The 16,744-nt window shown below is 74.0% G+C and carries 14 protein-coding genes; 11 read left to right on the top strand and 3 right to left on the bottom strand.

Annotation, left to right across the window (positions count from 1 at the left end; genetic code table 11):
• The first annotated feature begins 169 nt into the window (after positions 1 to 169).
• From ABD954_RS31465 to ABD954_RS31495, 7 genes are all read left to right on the top strand, one after another.
• Positions 170 to 1,876: a class I adenylate-forming enzyme family protein gene (locus ABD954_RS31465; RefSeq protein WP_345491189.1), complete on the top strand. Its 1,707-nt coding sequence runs from the start codon at positions 170 to 172 to the stop codon at positions 1,874 to 1,876.
• 12 nt (positions 1,877 to 1,888) lie between these two features.
• A complete protein-coding gene (locus ABD954_RS31470) occupies positions 1,889 to 3,322 on the top strand; it encodes a KamA family radical SAM protein (RefSeq protein WP_345491191.1) in 1,434 nt (477 codons plus the stop codon).
• On the top strand, positions 3,319 to 4,383 hold the full coding sequence (locus tag ABD954_RS31475) for an ATP-grasp domain-containing protein (protein ID WP_345491193.1): 1,065 nt from the start codon (positions 3,319 to 3,321) through the stop codon (positions 4,381 to 4,383). Before ABD954_RS31470 ends, ABD954_RS31475 begins: the two co-directional genes overlap by 4 nt.
• A 5-nt stretch (positions 4,384 to 4,388) precedes the next feature.
• A complete protein-coding gene (locus ABD954_RS31480; RefSeq protein WP_345491195.1) occupies positions 4,389 to 5,606 on the top strand; it encodes a phenylacetate--CoA ligase family protein in 1,218 nt (405 codons plus the stop codon).
• Positions 5,603 to 6,904, top strand: a complete 1,302-nt coding sequence (locus ABD954_RS31485; protein WP_345491197.1) for an MFS transporter — start codon at positions 5,603 to 5,605, stop codon at positions 6,902 to 6,904. The genes ABD954_RS31480 and ABD954_RS31485 overlap by 4 nt, the downstream gene beginning before the upstream one ends.
• A 62-nt stretch (positions 6,905 to 6,966) precedes the next feature.
• A complete protein-coding gene (locus ABD954_RS31490; protein ID WP_345491199.1) occupies positions 6,967 to 7,830 on the top strand; it encodes an SDR family NAD(P)-dependent oxidoreductase in 864 nt (287 codons plus the stop codon).
• Positions 7,830 to 9,086 (top strand): phenylacetate--CoA ligase family protein, encoded by a 1,257-nt coding sequence (locus tag ABD954_RS31495; protein WP_345491200.1) that lies wholly within the window; start codon positions 7,830 to 7,832, stop codon positions 9,084 to 9,086. The genes ABD954_RS31490 and ABD954_RS31495 overlap by 1 nt, the downstream gene beginning before the upstream one ends.
• 193 nt (positions 9,087 to 9,279) lie before the next feature.
• Here the strand turns inward: ABD954_RS31495 and paaI are convergent, their stop codons facing one another.
• Positions 9,280 to 9,723, bottom strand: a complete 444-nt coding sequence (gene paaI, locus ABD954_RS31500; protein WP_382745946.1) for a hydroxyphenylacetyl-CoA thioesterase PaaI — start codon at positions 9,721 to 9,723, stop codon at positions 9,280 to 9,282.
• Positions 9,724 to 9,962: 239 nt separating this feature from the next.
• On the opposite strand from paaI, the gene ABD954_RS31505 reads away from it, so the two are divergent.
• The 4 genes from ABD954_RS31505 (at position 9,963) to ABD954_RS31520 (ending at position 12,761) form a co-directional block, all read left to right on the top strand.
• Entirely contained in the window at positions 9,963 to 10,706 is a 744-nt protein-coding gene (locus tag ABD954_RS31505; RefSeq protein ID WP_345491201.1) for a hypothetical protein, read from the top strand.
• 3 nt (positions 10,707 to 10,709) lie between these two features.
• Positions 10,710 to 11,147 carry a phage holin family protein gene (locus ABD954_RS31510; RefSeq protein ID WP_345491202.1) on the top strand — a complete coding sequence of 146 codons (438 nt, stop codon included), beginning with the start codon at positions 10,710 to 10,712 and terminating at the stop codon, positions 11,145 to 11,147.
• Positions 11,123 to 11,794: a DUF3618 domain-containing protein gene (locus tag ABD954_RS31515; RefSeq protein ID WP_345491203.1), complete on the top strand. Its 672-nt coding sequence runs from the start codon at positions 11,123 to 11,125 to the stop codon at positions 11,792 to 11,794. The genes ABD954_RS31510 and ABD954_RS31515 overlap by 25 nt, the downstream gene beginning before the upstream one ends.
• Before the next feature lie 355 nt (positions 11,795 to 12,149).
• Positions 12,150 to 12,761, top strand: coding sequence for a helix-turn-helix transcriptional regulator (locus ABD954_RS31520; protein ID WP_345491205.1), 612 nt, complete (start codon positions 12,150 to 12,152; stop codon positions 12,759 to 12,761).
• A 27-nt stretch (positions 12,762 to 12,788) separates the two neighbouring features.
• On the opposite strand, the gene ABD954_RS31525 is transcribed toward ABD954_RS31520, so the two are convergent.
• The gene (locus tag ABD954_RS31525; protein ID WP_345491206.1) at positions 12,789 to 14,669 is read right to left on the bottom strand and encodes an ATP-binding cassette domain-containing protein; all 1,881 of its coding nucleotides are present in this window, start codon (positions 14,667 to 14,669) and stop codon (positions 12,789 to 12,791) included.
• The gene (locus tag ABD954_RS31530; protein ID WP_345491207.1) at positions 14,666 to 16,723 is read right to left on the bottom strand and encodes an ATP-binding cassette domain-containing protein; all 2,058 of its coding nucleotides are present in this window, start codon (positions 16,721 to 16,723) and stop codon (positions 14,666 to 14,668) included. Before ABD954_RS31530 ends, ABD954_RS31525 begins: the two co-directional genes overlap by 4 nt.
• Positions 16,724 to 16,744 lie beyond the last annotated feature (21 nt).

Below are 16,744 nucleotides of genomic sequence, written 5' to 3' on the forward strand. Positions count from 1 at the left end.
ACGCCCGCCCGGCAACCCGCGTGCCCGCCCCGGCCCGTACCGCGTGCCTCACGACCACCCCGGCAAGGCAGCCGAACCACACGTTCCGCCGAGCACAGCAAGCCTTCGACCAGTCGCCGGGCCCCGGCCCCACAGGGCCCGTCCCGGCGACCCGTAACGGGAGACCCTCATGAGCGACCACACGTCCATCGCCCCTCTCGAAGCCAGACAGCGTCTGATGGCCGAGCCCACGCTCGGAGCCGGCAACTTCCTCGACCACGCCATCGCCGTCAACCCGCACCGCGCCGTCCCGTACGCGTACACCCACCGCGTCGACCACCGGGGCGCCGTCGAACTGCGCGGCCACAGCCTGCTCGACCTCGCCGCCCTTCGCGACCGCTACGCGAAGTGGTACTGGGCCAACGGCGTCCGGCCCGGCGACCCGGTCGGCGTGGTGGTCGGCGAGGGCATGGAGCCCCTGCTGCACTTCCTCGCGCTCTCCGCGCTGGGAGCCGTCCCCGCCCTCGTCAACGACGCCATGCGGCACGAGGTGATGGTGCGCTACCTGAACCACGTCGGCGCCGTCGGCGTGGTCGCGGACGACCCCACCCGCCTCGCCGCCGCCTACCGCGAGACCCCGCACCGCCGGCCCGGCTTCATCGCCATGGCCGCCGAACTCCACGTCTTCGACGCCGGGTCGGCCGAGCTCCCCGAGGTCTATCCGTACCGGCACGCCGCCGACGACGTGGTCGCGCTCATCCACTCCTCCGGGACCACCGGCACACCGAAGTCCACCAAGCTGGCGCACCGCCAGTTCTGGGAGGGCAAGCAGCCGCGCATGGTGCGCTTCCCCGCCGAGGACTACGACCGGCTGATGTCGCTGATGCCGCACACCCACGCGGGCGGCCTCAGCTACTTCCTCACCGCCACCCTGCTCGGCCTGCCGACCGTGGTCATGTCCGACTGGCGGCGCACCGTCGTCGAGCCGGTGATGGAGGCGTTCCAGCCCACCATGGTCGCCTCCTTCCCCCGCACCTTCGTGGAACTGGCCACCGGAGAACTCCCGGTCGAGGGCGCCGCGAAGGTGCACTCATGGTTCAACACCGGCGACAGCGCCCACTACGGACACATCCGCCGGCTCGTGCAGCTCGGCGAGCGGCCGGCAGGGCTGATCAGGCCCTGGCTGCTGCCCCGGGAGAAGGAGGAGCAGCCGGCCCTGCCCGGCTCGCAGTTCGTCGACGGCCTCGGCTCCTCCGAGATGGGCATGGCCCTGTTCGGGCAGATGACCACACCGGAGACCGAGCGCGACGACCGCTGCGTCGGCAAGCCCCTCGACGTGGTCGAGAAGGCCGCCGTGCTCGACGAGAACGGCGAGGAGGTCCCCGACGGCACGGTCGGGATGCTCGGGGTGATCACGCCCTCGCGGACCCCCGGTTACTGGAACGACGACCGGCTCACCCGCACGTTCGAACTGAACGGCTACTGGCTCACCGGCGACGTGGCCCGCCGCGACGCCGAGGGCAGGTTCTACCACCTCGACCGGACGGTGGACGTCATCGACACCGCGGACGGGCCGGCGTACAGCCTCCCCATCGAAGAGGTCCTCCTCGCCGACTGCGCCGCGCTGGTGCAGGACTGCTCGGTGGTCGGCGTCCCCGCCGGCCCGGGGCGCGGACAGCTGCCGCTCGCCGTCGTCCGCCTGCAGGCCGAGGCCGCCGGGAGCACGGCGGAGGAGGTGCGCGAGGCCGCCAACAAGGCCCTCGCCGCCGCCGGTCTGACCCCGCTGGCCGCGGTGAGCATCGCGCGCACGCCGGAGGACTTCCCGCTCGGCCCCACCGGCAAGGTCCTCAAGCGAGAGCTCCGGACCCGCTTCGCCACGGCCCTGACCGGCCGGTAGGCGGGACCTCGGATGATCCGGCAGCCGTACCAGTACGCGCGGAGCCCGCTGACCGAGCCGGACTGGCGCCGGCTGCCGGGCTGGCGCCGTGTCACGGAGCGCGAATGGCGCGACGCCCAGTGGCAGCGCGCCCACTGCGTGAAGAACCCCCGCCAGCTCAAGGCCGTCACCGGCGGCCTGCTCACCGACCGCTTCTTCACCGACCTCGCCGCCGACCAGGCGCAGTTCGCCACCATGGCGATGCTGCTCACCCCGCAGATGCTCAACACCATGGCGCCCCGGGCCGCCCTCGAACCCGAGGCGTTCACCGAGGCGTTCCTCGCCGACCCGGTCCGTCGGTACATGCTGCCGGTGCGCTCGGACCGGCACCCGACGTGGCCGAGCCACCCCAAGGCGGGACGGGACTCGCTGCACGAAGCCGACATGTGGGTGGTGGAGGGCCTCACCCACCGCTATCCGAACAAGGTCCTGGCCGAACTGGTCGCCACCTGCCCGCAGTACTGCGGGCACTGCACCAGGATGGACCTGGTCGGCACCTCCACCCCCCAGATCACCAAGGCCCGGCTCGCGCTCCGCCCCCGCGACCGGCAGGAGCAGATGCTGGACTACCTCAAGCGCACCCCGGCCGTGCGCGACGTGGTGGTGTCCGGCGGAGACGTCGCCAACGTGCCCTGGCCGCAGCTGGAGGCCTTCCTCATGCGGCTCCTCGACCTGGGGTCGGTACGGGACATCCGCCTGGCCAGCAAGGCCGTCGTCGGCCTGCCCCAGCACTGGCTGCGGCCCGAGGTGACCGAGGGGGTGGGGCGGGTCGCCGCCGTCGCCGCGCGGCGCGCGGTCAACCTGGCGGTGCACACCCACGCCAACCACGCGCAGTCCGTCACCCCGCTGGTCGCCGAGGCCACCCGCGCCCTCCTCGACGCGGGCGTCCGGGACGTCCGCAACCAGGGGGTGCTGATGCGCGGCGTCAACGCCACCCCCGAGGACCTGCTGGACCTGTGCTTCGCCCTCCAGGGCGAGGCGGGCATCCTCCCGTACTACTTCTACCTCTGCGACGTCGTCCCGCACGCCGAGCACTGGCGGACCCCCCTCCACCAGGCCCAGCGGCTCCAGGAGGCGATCATGGGCTACCTCCCCGGCTACGCCACCCCGCGGATCGTGTGCGACGTACCGCACGTCGGCAAGCGCTGGGTGCACCAGGCCGTCGCGTACGACCGCGAACGCGGCATCTCGTACTGGACGAAGAACTACCGCACCGAGCTCGAGGTCCGGCAGTCGCCCGACGCGGACCTCACCGCTGCGCTGGCCCGCCGCCACCCGTACTACGACCCGCTGGACACCCTTCCGGAGTCCGGCCGCCGCTGGTGGGCGGAGCGAGCCCCCGCCCAGGACGGACCGGCCGGCGTCCCGCACCCCCGCCCCGCCGCACCCCCCGAGGACACCGCGTGAACCCCTCCCAAGCGCCCGCCACCGGCCCGCTGCGCCGGATGTGCTGGATCTTCCCCGACCGGGAGTCGACCCGGATGGCCGGGACATGGCACGCCATGTTCTGGGACCTGTACGCCGAGGTCGCCGAGGACCTGGGCCTGAGCTGGACCCGGCATTCCCCCGACGCCGTGACGGTGGACTGCACGGACCCCCAACGCCCCCGCGTCTACGTCGACGACGAACCGGTCACGCCCCGCGACACCCTCTTCATCACCGCGCTCTACTCGCTGCCCTACCAGCAGATGGACGTCTTCAACCAGTACGCCCTCTGCACGGTGCTGCAACAAGCCGGGTTCTACCTGCCGTTCCCGCCCGAGACCTCCCTCATCGGCAACGACAAGCTGGCCACCCTGCTCCACCTCGGCGGCTCCCCGATCCCCCCGATCCCGACCGTCCGCATCGGCACGGGACGCGACGTGAGCAGGCACCTGTACGAGGTGGCCCTCGCGAACATGACGTATCCGGCGATCGTCAAACCGGCCGGCTGGTGCGGCGGAGGCGGCATCAACCTCGCCCGGAGCGCGGGCGACATCCGGGGCCTGGCCAGCCTCGCCCAGGGCGGCGACACCACCCTCGTGATCCAGCCCTACCTCGGCGACGACACCGTCGACCACCGGGTGTACGTCATCGACGGCGCCGCCCACACGGTCCTGAGGCGGACCCCGGAACCCGGCTCCGCGGTCTCCAACGCCAGCCACGGCGGCACGCTCGAGTTCACCCCCGTCCCGGAGGAACTCGAGAAGGCCACCGCCTACTTCGCCCAGCGGCTGCGCCTCCCCTTCTTCTGCGTCGACTTCCTCCACGACGGCCGGCGGTTCTGGTTCTCCGAGCTGGAGCCCGACGGCGTCATCCCCCGCGTCCCCACGGACCCGGACCGCACGATCCAACGGGACGTCGTGCGGGCCCGGTTCACCGCCTACCGGGACGCCCACGCGCGGCACCTCGCCGCCGCCGGGACCTCCGGCGGAGCCGACGCCGACGACCTGGCGCCCCTGTCCACCTCACCGACGGAAACGAGCTGACCACCATGTTCTCGCTCACCCCCGAGGCGGCCGAGCCGCGGCTCGCGGTCGCCCGCGGAACACTGGAACGCCTGCGGCAGGTGCCGGAGCTGGCCCTCCGCTACCGCGACTGCCCGGACCCCGGCACCCTCGACGGCATCGCCGCGCTCCCGCCGCTGCTCAAGGACGACCTCAACCTGGCCCTCGCACACCTGCGGCCGCGCGCCGAGCACGGCGCCACCTGGCTCTTCCAGAGCGGCGGCAGCACCGGCGCCCCCAAACTCGGCCACGCCCCCACCGGCTTCTACATGTCCGGCGTCCACGCCCACTGGCAGCCGCTCGACCGCGACGACGTCTTCGTCAACGCCTGGGGCGCCGGCCGCATGTGGGGCGCCCACTTCCTGGCGGCCGCCCTGGCCGACCTGTCCGGCTGCCAGGTCATCGCGGTCGGCTCCGTCGCCCAGGACGAGTACGCCGAGTGGCTGGCCTTCTTCAAGACGCGCGAGGTGACGGCGATCGGCGGCACACCGAGCGTGCTGCGCCTCTGGTTCGCCCACGCCCGCGCCGCCGGCCTGGAACTGCCGCACCTGCGCAAGGTGCTCTGGCTCGGCGAGGCATGGCAGCCGCAGCTGGAGGAGGACATGGCCGCCGTCGCGCCGGCGGCACGGCGCTGGGGCATGTTCGGCAGCACCGAGACCTGGGTGGTCGGCACCAACACGCCCGACTGCCCCGCGGACCTCTTCCACACCCTGCCCGACCAGCTGGTCCACGTGGGCGAGGACCAGCTCCTGGACTTCACCACCCTCAACCCCGAGATGCTCAACCCGGTGCTGCGCTACCGCACCGGCGACGCGGGACGGCTGGAGCCCTGCCCCTGCGGCCGGCCCGGACGCGCCATGCGGGTGCTCGGCCGCCGCGACAGCGTGGTCCAGGTCCGGGGCCTCGGCCTGCACGTCGACGAGGTCATCACCCGCGTCGAACGGGAGCCGGGCGTCTCGCGCGCCCAGGTGGTGATCACCGAAGCCGGCGGACGCGCCGCCGGCGTGGACGTGCTGCTGCTCACCGCCCCCGGCGCGGACGTCGACGCCGAGCGGCTGCGCAAGGAGATCCTGTCCGGGACCTTCACCCTCAGCACGGCCTTCCAACACGATCCGGAGAACTTCCGCGTGCGCCCCGTCACGGAGCTGATCAGCAACGACCGGACCGGGAAGACCGCCCACCTCGTGGTGCGGGAGGGACGGTGAGGTCCTGGCGGCCGGTGTCCCTCGGCCCCGAGTTCAACCGCTTCTGGATCGGCCAGTCGGTCAGCACCGTCGGCGACCGCATCACCGTCTTCGTCGTGCCGACCCTGATGATCTTCGTCCTGGACGCCTCCGCCTTCCAGGTCGGCATCGTGGCCATGGCCCAGTACCTGGGCATCCCGCTGCTCGGCCCGCTCGCCGGCATGCTGGTCGACCGGTGGGACAACCGCCGCACCCTGCTCGTCTGCGACGGCGCCCGGCTGGCGGCGGTCGCGGTCATCCCCCTGGCGTACTGGCAGGGCTGGCTGTCGACCCCGCTGCTGTTCGCCTGCGTGGCCGTGATCAGCGGCGCCACCATCTTCTTCACCGTCGGCTACCTGGTCGCCGTGCCCGCCGTCGTACCCAAGGAGCACCTGGTACGCGCCTACTCCCGGCTGGAAGGCAGCCGCTCGGTCTCCGAGGTCTCCGGCCCCTCCCTGGCGGCCGGCCTCTACGGCGCGCTCGGCGTGGCCGCGCTGATCGTCGACGCCGCCAGCTACCTCGTCTCCGCCCTGTGCCTGCGGTCCATGCGGCCCTGGGGCGAGCGGACCGTCGTCGAGGGATCGGTCTGGCAGCGGCTGACGTCCGGCTTCCGGCTGAACTGGGCCGACCCGGTGCTGCGCCGCGTGGTGGTGGCGGCCGTGACGCTCAACTGCGGCGGACCCGTCTTCGTCACCGTGCTCCCCATCCTCGCCTACCAGGGACTCGGCGTCTCGGTCGGAGTCTTCGGCGCCGCCATGTCCGTGGCGGCGGTGGGCGCCCTGGTCGGCGCGGCCGTCGCGCCGAAGGCCGGCGAACGGCTCGGGACCGGCCGGATGCTGGCCTGGTCGCTGCTGCTGCACTGCCTGGTGGGCCTCGGCGTGCTGGCGGCACCCGCCCTCCCGGCCGGCGCGGTGATCGCCGTGACCATGGGCTGCTACGGCTTCTTCATGTCCTGCATCAACGTGTGCAGCGCCCCCATCCGGCAGTCCCGGATGTCCGCGCACCACCAGGGCGTGATGCACGCGGCCTTCCGGACCGCCACCTGGGGCGTGATCCCGCTGGCCGCCCTGGCCGGCGGCCTCGCGGTCAGCCTCCTGACCGGTCCGCTCGGCATCCTGGACGCGGCCCGCGTCACCATGGCCGGCGGCACGCTCCTCGCCGCCTGCTCCTTCCTGCCGGCGCTGCGGATCCAGCGCCTGATGGACGCGGCCGAGCGGCCGAAGCCACCGGAGGCGGACGGCGGAACCGCCGCACCGGCCCTCGCCGAGGGCACCTCGTGACCGCGGCCGGCGGGACGCCCGCCGCGGAAGGGGCAGGACGCGAGACACCGAGGGTGGTCCTGGTGACCGGGACCTCCTCCGGCATCGGTCTCGCCACGGCTGTCGCCGCCGCCAGGGCCGGCTTCGCCACGGTCGCCACCCTGCGCGATCCCGCCCGGGCCGGAGCCCTGCGGGAGGCGGCGGACCGGGCCGACGTCGCGCTGGACGTCCGCGGGCTCGACGTCACCGACCCGGACTCCGTCGCCCACTGCGTCGACGCCGTACAGCAGACGTACGGGCGGCTCGACGCCGTGGTCAACAACGCCGGCGTCTCCAACTTCGACCCCACCCTGGAGATGTCCACCACCGAGGCCCTGCGGGCCAACCTGGAGGTGAACTTCTTCGGCGTGGTCGAGGTGAGCCGGGCCGCGATGCCCCTGCTCCGCGCCTCCCGCGGCCGCCTCCTCACCATCGGCAGCGTCCACGGGATCGTCGGCCAGCCCTTCAACGAGGCATACTGCGCCGCGAAGTTCGCCGTCGAGGGGTTCATGGAGAGCCTGGCCCCGGTCGCGGAGGCGCACGGCGTGAAGGTGTCCGTGGTGGTCCCCGGCTTCGTCCGGGGCACCCGGTTCGGGATCTTCCCCGACATCAACCGCAAGACCATCGAGGCCGCCTCCGGCCCCTATGCCGGCACCTTCGCCGACTACATCCACTGGGTCACCCACCAGGGGTGGGAGGGCGCCGGGCAGGACGCGGCCGACGTGGCGGACGTCGTGATACGGACCCTGCTCGCCGAGCGGCCGGCCTTCCGCGTCCCCACCGACGCCTGGGCCGCCGCCTACCTGGAGAACAAGCTGACCGACCGCGACGGGTCCGTCGTGCGGGAACTCGCCCGCACCTGGATCGGACGCGGGCCGGAACCCGACGACACAGAGCAGGAGAGGTAGTGCCCGCCAAATCCCTTCAGGAACTGGTCGACTTCGTCCGCACCCACTCGCCCTTCTACGCGGAGGCGTACCGCGACGTGCCGCGCACGGTCGCGCACCTCTCCCAGCTCCCCGTCATCGACCACGCGGAGTTCTGGGCGGCGAACACCTGGCCCGACAACCGGGTGCTGACCGGCCCCCTGACCGACGCCGGCGTCTACAAGACCGGGGGCACCACCGGCGTCCCCAAGCTGTCGGTCTGGTCGCGGTCGGAGCACGCCGACTCGGTCACCGCGTTCGGCGCCGGCATCGTGCAGGCCGGACTGAAGCCCGGACACCGGGTCGCCAACCTCTTCTGGGCCGGCGAACTGTACGGCGGGATGCTGTACATCGAGCACGCCCTGCACGCGGCGCCGGTGGAGAACGTCCGCCTGCCGGTCGGGGCCGGTGCCCCCAACGAGTTCGTCGCCGACCTGATCGGCGACTTCGGTGTGAACGTCCTGGCCGGTGTCCCGATGAAGCTGGCCGCCGTCGCCGAGTGCCTCGTCCGCCGCGGCCGGACCGCCGACTCGGTGGAACTGCTGCTCTTCGGCGGCGACCTGCTCTTCACCGATCTGCGGCCGATCCTGCTGCGGGCCTTCCCCAAGGCGGCCATCGCCTCGGTCGGTTACGCCTCCATCGACGCGGGGCTCGTCGGGCAGCCCGTACCCGGCGAGGACGTACGGGTGCACGAGGCGTTCCCGCACCGCACCGTCGTGGAACTCGTCGACGAGGCCACCGGCGAGCAGATCACCACACCGGGAGTGCCGGGACGGGTCCTCGTCACCAATCTGTTCCGCACCCTCATGCCGGTCATCCGGTTCCCGACGGGCGACCGCGGCGAGTGGGCCGACCCGGAGTGCCGGCGGTTCCGTCTGCTCGGCCGCTCCATGGAGGGCGGACGCGTCGGCACGGTCTCGATGCCGATCGAGGACGTCCGCGCCGTCCTCGTGGAGGCGGACCCGGACCGGTACATCGCCGGCATGCAGATGGTCCAGCGCCGCTGGGACGGACGCGACGGACTGATCCTGCGCCTCGGATACGTCGAGGAGCCCCCGCCCGGCCTGAGCGCCCGGCTCGTCGAGGCGGTCTACGCGGCCCGGCCCCTCTTCCCGGCGGAGGTCGCGGACGGCGCCATCCACGAGCTCGGCATCGAGTGGGTGCCGCGCTCCGAACTGGTCGTCAACCCCCGCACCGGCAAGCTCCAGCAGGTCGTGGACGAGCGACCGGCCACCTGACCGGGGCGCCGCCCGGCGCGTGCCCGCCCGAGGGGACCGGGCAGGCGCCGGGCGACCGGCCCCGCGGTCTCCCGCCCCGCGGCCCCCGGTCTCCCGGCCCCCCGGTCTCCCGGCCCCTGGTCTCCCGGCTCGCGGGTCCTTCCGCCCCGCGGCCCGCCGTCAGCCGTTCCCCGGTCGTCTCCCGGCCCCGCCGTCAGTCGCTGCGCGGCCGCGCTCCGCCGGCGAGCATCACGCTCTGCCCGCGGAACTCCGCGACCACCGTTCCGTCCGTCCGGCGGACCGTCACGTCGTAGATCCCGCTGCGTCCCGACCGCGTCCGCTCCACGGCCTCGGCGAGCAGCTCGTCGTCCACCGCGGCCGGCAGCAGAAAGGTGACCTGCGCCGACTGCGCCACGGTGACCGGCCCGTAGCCGTTGCAGGCGTACGCGAACGCGGCATCGGCGAAGAGGAACAGGAACCCTCCGTGGGCCATGCCATGGCCGTTCACCATGTCCTCGCCCACCCGCATGCGCATCACCGCCCGCCCCGGCGCGACCTCCTCCAGGGCGATGCCCAGCGACCGGCAGGTGCGGTCCCGCTCGTACAGCTCCGCGATCCCGTCCGGGGCGCCCTCCGGCACCCCCGTCCCCACACCCACGCCTCGCCCCTCCCTGATGACCGGACCGGCCGGGCCCGGGCGCTCCGCGTCCGCATTAGACCGACGAACGCCGAGGACTGTCAACGACGGGCGTGACTGGCCCCCCGTGACCAGCCCCCCGTGATCTGGGGCGGAGATCCGATTCGCGGTCTTCTCGTCCCATGAGGGGTGGATGGGCGAAACGTGGGCAAGTGCGGGCGGGAGGGAGAAATGGATGCTTCGATCGACCAGGAGGAGCCTTGAGTGACTTCCGAGAATCGAGCCGTGGCCAGGACAGCAGCACGGCGGCGGTAGCGCAGACGGCCCAGGACAAGGCGGGCGAGGGTGCCGCCCTGGTCGGCGGGAAGGCCGCCGAGGTGGGTGGCACGGCCAAGGAACAGGCGGCCAACGTCGTCGGCGAGGCCACCGCCCAAGCCCGGAGCCTCGTCGACGACCTGCGGGGCCAGCTCCAGGGGCAGGCGCAGACCCAGACCGGGCGTCTGGCGGAGAACGTGCGCCGGCTCGCGCAGGAGCTGCGGGAGATGAGCGAGGGCGGCAAGCCCGACTCCACCGTGGCGGGCGTGGCCCGTCAGCTGGCCGACGGAGGCGAACAGGCCGCCGCGCGCATCGAGCAGCGCGGCCCGGACGGGCTGGTGGGCGACCTGCAGGACTTCGCCCGCCGCCGCCCGGGAGCCTTCCTGGCGGGCGCCGCCGTGGCCGGGTTCCTGGTGGGCCGGGCCGGCAAGGGAGTGAGTGCCGCCTCCTCCGCCGACAGCGGCAGCGGCGGCAGCAGCGGCGCGGGCAGCGGCTCCGCCGCGGGGGAGCGCACCGCCGTAGGCGTCGCCCCACCCGCCCGCTCCGGCATGCCCGTCGGCTACAAGGACCCGGCCGACACCTACGGCCAGTCGCAGCCCCCGCACGTGGTGCCGAATCCGCCGTCCTACCCGCCGTCGGGCGGTGGGCAGCCGTACGGCGGCTCGCCGCGCCCGGCAGAGGGGATGTGACCCGTGGCCACCGCATACCAGGAGCGGCCGACCCGTCACGCACCGCCGCCGCCGGCGGCGGCTGCGGAGCCGTCGATCGGTGATCTGGTCGCTGAGATCGGCCAGGACCTGTCCGGACTGGTCCGCACCGAGATCGAACTGGCGAAGGCCGAGCTGAAACAGGAGTCGGCGAAGGCCGGCAAGGCGGCCGGAATGCTGGGCGGTGCGGGCTACGCCGGTCACATGGTGATGCTGTTCGGCAGCCTCACGGCCGTGTTCGCCCTGGCCCACGTCCTCGACATCGCGTGGGCCGCACTGATCGTCACCGCCCTGTGGGCCGCCGTCGGCGCGGCGCTCTACGTCAGCGGACGTGCCGGCTGGCGCAACGTCCATCTCAAGCCCGAAAAGGCCGTGGAATCGCTGAAGGAGGATGCACGATGGGCCCGACACCCGACGAGCTGAGGACCGACGCGGAGTACCGGCGCGCGCACCTGGCGCACAACGTCGACGCTCTGGCCGAGAGGATGGCCCCGCGCAGGGTGGCACGGCGCAAGGTCGATTCGGTGCGCCACCGGGTCAGTGGAGTGAAGGAGCGTGTCATGGGTACGGCGCAGGGCACGGCCCACGGAGCGTCCGAAAGCCTGAGTCAGGCCACGGACAGCATGACGGCGACCGCCAAGGAGGTCGGCACCACCGTGAGCGAGACCGTCCAGCAGGCGCCGTCGCAGGTGAAGCGACAGACCCAGGGCAGCCCGCTGGGCGCCGGACTGATCGCCTTCGGCGCCGGCATGCTGGCCGCCGCTCTCCTCCCGACCACGGAGGCGGAGGAACGCGCGGGACAGAAGCTGCGCGAGCACTCCGGTGAGCTGCTGGAACCCGTCAAGCAGACAGTCACCGAAGCGGCCCAGGAGGTCAGGGAAGAGCTGCGGGAGCCGGCCGCCCAGGCCGTGGAATCGGTCAAGGGCACCGCCCAGGAAGCGGCGGAGACGACCAGGGACCACGCGCGGAGCGCCGGCCAGGAGACCGCCCAGGGCCTGCGCCAGGTCGGCCAGGACGCCGCCGACGAAGTGCGCCGCACCCCCGGCACCCCCGGGCCTGCGGCACCCTGACCCCCTCGGTCCAGGCACCTTCGCCGTCACACGGGCGGGCCCTTCGAGGGCCCGCCCGTTTCCGCGTCCGCGGGACCTCCGGTCCGACGGGCCGGTGTCCCGCCGCGTACGCCGGTGACACGAAGTGAGCCGGGCTGGGGCGGTATCTGGACAATCCCCGTGCGGCCCGCCCGGCACCGCACGTCGGCGGCCTGCGTTCCCGTGGCGGGCACGGACCGGATCCGGCCGGGACGCTTCGCAGTGCGCCCCCCGTGCGCCCGGTAACCCGTTCCTCCCGGAGCGTCAAGGGCAGAGGGGTGGGGGTGACTGATCGCGTCGCGCACCCCGGGCACGGCGCAGGACCGAAGGGCTGGGAATGATACGAGTGACGGTGGTCTACGAGGCACAGCTCCTGCGCACCGCGCTCGAGGAACTGCTGCGGTCCAGCGGCATCCATGTGGTCGCCTCGCTGCCCCGGTGGTCGCAGGCACCGGCCGCCGAACAGCCGGAGGCGGACGTGTACGTCGCCGACGCCGAGTGTCTGCCGCCCTCCCTCGTACCCGCGACCGCCTGCTTACCCTCGTCCGGTGCCGGCACGGCGGGCCGCTCGGCGCTCCTGGCCCTCGTCCCGGGGCAGCGCCCGGGGGTGCTGAGACGGGCCCACGCGGCAGGAGCGGCCGGCTTTGTCGACAAGGACAGCCCCAAGGGCCGGCTGGTGGAGGCCGTGCACCGGGTGGCCAGAGGAGAACGCTTCATCGACGAGACGCTGGCGCTCGGATTCCTCCAGGCCGCGGAGATGCCCCTGACCCGGCGCGAGCTGAGCGTCCTGTCGCTGGCCGCCAACGGGGCGCCGGTCTCCGAGATCGCCGCGACGCTGTTCCTGTCCAAGGGAACGGTCCGCAACTACATGGCGAGCGTCATCCGCAAGGTCGGCGCCCGCAACCGCGTGGACGCCATCCGGATCGCCCAGGGCGCCGGGTGGACCTGACCCGCCGCCGCGTGAGTTCACCGCGGCTCACCGCTCGGTCCCGCCCCAGTGCCCCATGAGGTCGCGGTAGAGAGCCGAACGCTCCAGCAGCTCCGCGTGCGTGCCGCACTCGGCACGGGCGCCGTCGAGGACGAGGACGCGGTCGGCCCGGAGCGCGGACGACAGCCGGTGGGCGACGACGACCAGGGTCCCGGGCCGGGCCCGCAAGGCGTGCTCGGCCGTGGCCTCCGCGACGGGATCCAGGTGGCAGGTCGCCTCGTCCAGCAACAACAGCGGAGCGGACGCCAGATGGGCCCGTGCCAGGGCGATCAGCTGGCGTTCGCCCAGGGACAGCGTCTCGGGCGTCAGCGTGCCGTCGAGACCGCCGACCCGGTCGACGAGCGGCCCCAGGGCCAGCGCGTCCACCGCGCCGTCGACGTCGGACCGGCCGGCGCCGGGCCGCAGATAGCGCAGGTTGTCCCGCAGGGTTCCCGTGAAGACGTACGCCTCCTGCGGGAGCAGCACGCGCAGGGACGCGAGCTCCTGCGGCCGGCAGCCGCCGATCGCGCGGCCGAAGAGCCGTACCTCCCCCCGCTCGGGCGTCAGCAGACCCGCCATCGCGTGCAGGAGGGTCGACTTGCCGATGCCGCTCGGACCGACGACCGCGAGGTGTTCCCCCCGTTCGACGGTCAGTTCCAGATCGTCCAGTACGGCGCGGGCCCCGGGTCCGTACGCGGCCCGCACACGGTGCAGCTCCAGCGCCGCGCTCGCCCGGCCCGTACGGCGGGGACCGGTCGTGGGGGCGGCCGGGGGAGGGGCCGCGGGAGGCGCGGCGGGCAACGGCCGGGTGAGCCGGTCCAGGATGACGAACAACCGCGCGCCCGCCGCGCCCAGCACGGCCACCAGCGTGTGCAGGGCCGGGAGCAGCGCCTGGAGGACGTAGGTGAGCGCGCCCACCATGGCGCCCGCCGTGACGCCCTGGCGCAGCAGCCACGGGGCCGCGGCGAGCAGCAGGAACACCGGAAGCTGCCCGGCCGTCGCGACCGAGAGCGTGCGGACGGCCGCCCAGCGGGCCAGGGCACGCTGGGCGGCCGCGGCCTCCTCGACGGCACGGCGGTTCTCGGCGGCGGTCGCCTCCTGGGCGCCGCAGGCGACGACGTCGCGCAGGGCGGTACGGGTCGTCCCGGCGCGCCGGCCGACGGCCTCGTCGGCGTCGAGGTAGCGGTGCTGGGCCCGTGCCATGGGCCGTAGCGACGCCGTGAACAGGGCGAGGCCCAGCACCAGGGGAGGGAGCACGACGAGCAGGAACTGCGGCGCGAGCGACAGCAGGCCGGCGAGGGCTCCCACGGCGACGAAGACGAAGGAGCGGGCCGCGAGCACGAGTCCGGCGAAGCTGTCCCGGGCGATCTCGGTCTGGCTCGTCAGCCGGGACACCGCGGTGGCGTCCGCGCCACGGCCCGCGGCGGTGGCCGAGTGCAGGGCCCGTACGACCGACCCCCGTACGAGGTCGTCACGCAAGGTCTCCGTGAGGTGGGGGAGTTGAGCGAAGACGCCCCGGACGACGGGAGCGCCGAGGAGGATGGCCACGGCGGCCCCTGCCAGCCAGAGCAGTCCGGTGGCGGGAGAGCCCTTCAGGAAGCCGTCGTCGAGGGAGCGGGCCACGCAGTAGCCGCCGAGGAACGTCTTCGCGGATTCGGCGGCCGACCACGCCGCCAGTCTCACGAGGACACCCTTGCGGCGGAGCAGGAGGGACCGGATCGGCGCCGTGGCGCGCCGGGCCGTGGCCGCCTCCCCGACGGCCGTCTCTCCGCCGACCGCCTCCCCGTCGGCCGTCTCCCCGTCGGCCGTTGCCGAATCCGACGCCGGAGCGACTGCCGAGGACGGCCCGGCCGGATCCTTGGCCCGCCCCGTGCGCGGCGCCGCGGTCATGTGCGCACCTCCGCTCCCGTCGGCGGCGCCGACGTCTTCCCCTCGGCTGCCCCCGCTTCCCCCTCAGGTGCCAAGGCGACCGCTTCGGGCTTCACCGCTGCCCCTTCCGCCGTCACCGCTTCCGACTCGCCTACGGCAGAGCCACATTCCGCCGTCGCCGCTTCCGACCCTCGTACGACGGCGCGGACTTCCACCGTCACCGCTTCCGGCTCCCGTACGCCGGCGCCGACTTCCGCCGTCGCCGCTTCCCCTTCCGCTTCGGAGGTCGCAGCGTCGGCTTCCGCTGCCACCGCTTCCGCCTCGGGCGCCACGGCGTCCCCCTCGCCCGCAGGCGTCGACGCCTCCGCCGTGAACACCGCGCGGTACTCCGGGTCCTCCCACAACAGCCGGTGAGGTCCGGTCCTCCGCACGCGGCCCGCCTCCATCCAGACCACCCGGTCCGCCCGGGCGGCGGTGGACACCCGGTGGGCGACGATCAGTCTGGTGCACGGTCGTGGTGACGCGGCGAGGGCCCGTTCCACCTGCCGTTCGGTGGCCGTGTCGAGGCTGGACGTCGCGTCGTCGAGGATCATCAGACGCCCGTCGCTGACGAACGCCCGTGCCAGGCCGAGGCGTTGGGCCTCTCCGCCGGACAGCGGGGCCTCGTCCACCGGGGTCTCGTAGCCCCGGGGCAACAGCCGGACGAAGGCGTCGGCGCAGACGGCCCTCGCGGCCTCTTCGACCCTCTCCGGCGTGGCGGGGCCCTGCGCGGGCCCGGTCCCGGCGGCCAGCGCCGCGCCGATCGTGACGGTGGCGCCGCCGTCGAAGACGGGACGTGCGAAGGCGTACGCGGTGGCTCCGCGCAGCTCCGCGGCGGTCAGGTCGGCCAGGTCGACGCCGTCCAGCAGGACGCGTCCGGCATCGGGATCGGTCAGCCTGCCCGCGACGGCCGCCAGAGTGGACTTGCCCGCACCCGAGCGGCCCACGACGGCCACCGTCGACCCGCCGTCGACGGCGAGCGTCACGTCCTCGATCAGGGGGACGCCCCCGCGCACCACCCGCACCCCCCGCAGCTCCAGATCGCCGGGCCCGTCGGCCGGCAGGACGGCGCAGCCGTGGGCCATCGGCTCCAGACGGGCGAGTTCGGCGGTGCGGCGGCACGCGCCGCGGGCCCGGACCAGGGTGCCGAGGGGCGCCGCGACGCCTCCGATCCCGGCGGCGAGCGCCGCGTACCGGGACGCGGCGAGCAGTTCGCCCACGCTGACGTCGCCGGCGGCGAGACCGGCCCCCGCCACTGCGACGACGGCCGTGGTGAGCAGCGGGAGCAGGACTCCGCTCCGGGCCACGGCACGGCCGTGGACGAGCCACATGCGCGAGCCGTGCAGGGCCAGTTCCGGCAGCGGGGCGAGGATGCGTTCCTCCTCGCGGCGGGCCGTGTGGGCGGCGGCGATGGTCCGGGCGCCGCCCAGCGCTTCGGCCAGCCGGGCGGCCATGGCGCCCTGCGCCTGCTGGTACCGGCCGACCGAGTCGGAGGACTGGCTGGCGAACGCGCGCAGGAGCAACAGGAGCAGCGGCAGACCGGCGGCGAAGACCACCGCGGTCCACGGGTGGATGAGCGCCAGGGCGACGAGCGCTCCGGCCGGCACGAGGACGGAGGACACCAGGGTCGCGAGGGCCGCCGGGGCGGTGCCGCTGTCGGTGGCGTTGACGCACAGCCGGGCGGCGACGTCGCCGCCGGAGTGGGGCGCCGCCCGGTGGGGGGCGGTGCCGAGCAGGCCGGTCAGTGCGCGCAGTCGGATCCAGGCGGTGGCGCGGGCGTTGGCGAGCTGTGTCAGGAGCACGGCGCCGGTCTCCGCGAGGATCTCCGCGGCGAGCAGTGCGGCGGTCCACGCGAGCCACGTCTCCGCGCCGGGCCCGTGGCGCAGCAGCAGGTCCAGGGTTCTGCCGGCGAACGCGGGGACGGCGAGCGAGCAGGCGGCGCCGGCGACGGAGCAGAGCAGCAGGGCCGCGGTGAAGCCCGCGGTGTGCCGTACGGCGCCGATGAGCAGCCGGTCGGAACCGGTCGGCGAGGCCATCCGATCCCCTCTCTCTTCTCT

It is taken from the genome of Streptomyces roseoviridis (assembly GCF_039535235.1).
GTDB classification, from domain to species: domain Bacteria; phylum Actinomycetota; class Actinomycetes; order Streptomycetales; family Streptomycetaceae; genus Streptomyces; species Streptomyces roseoviridis.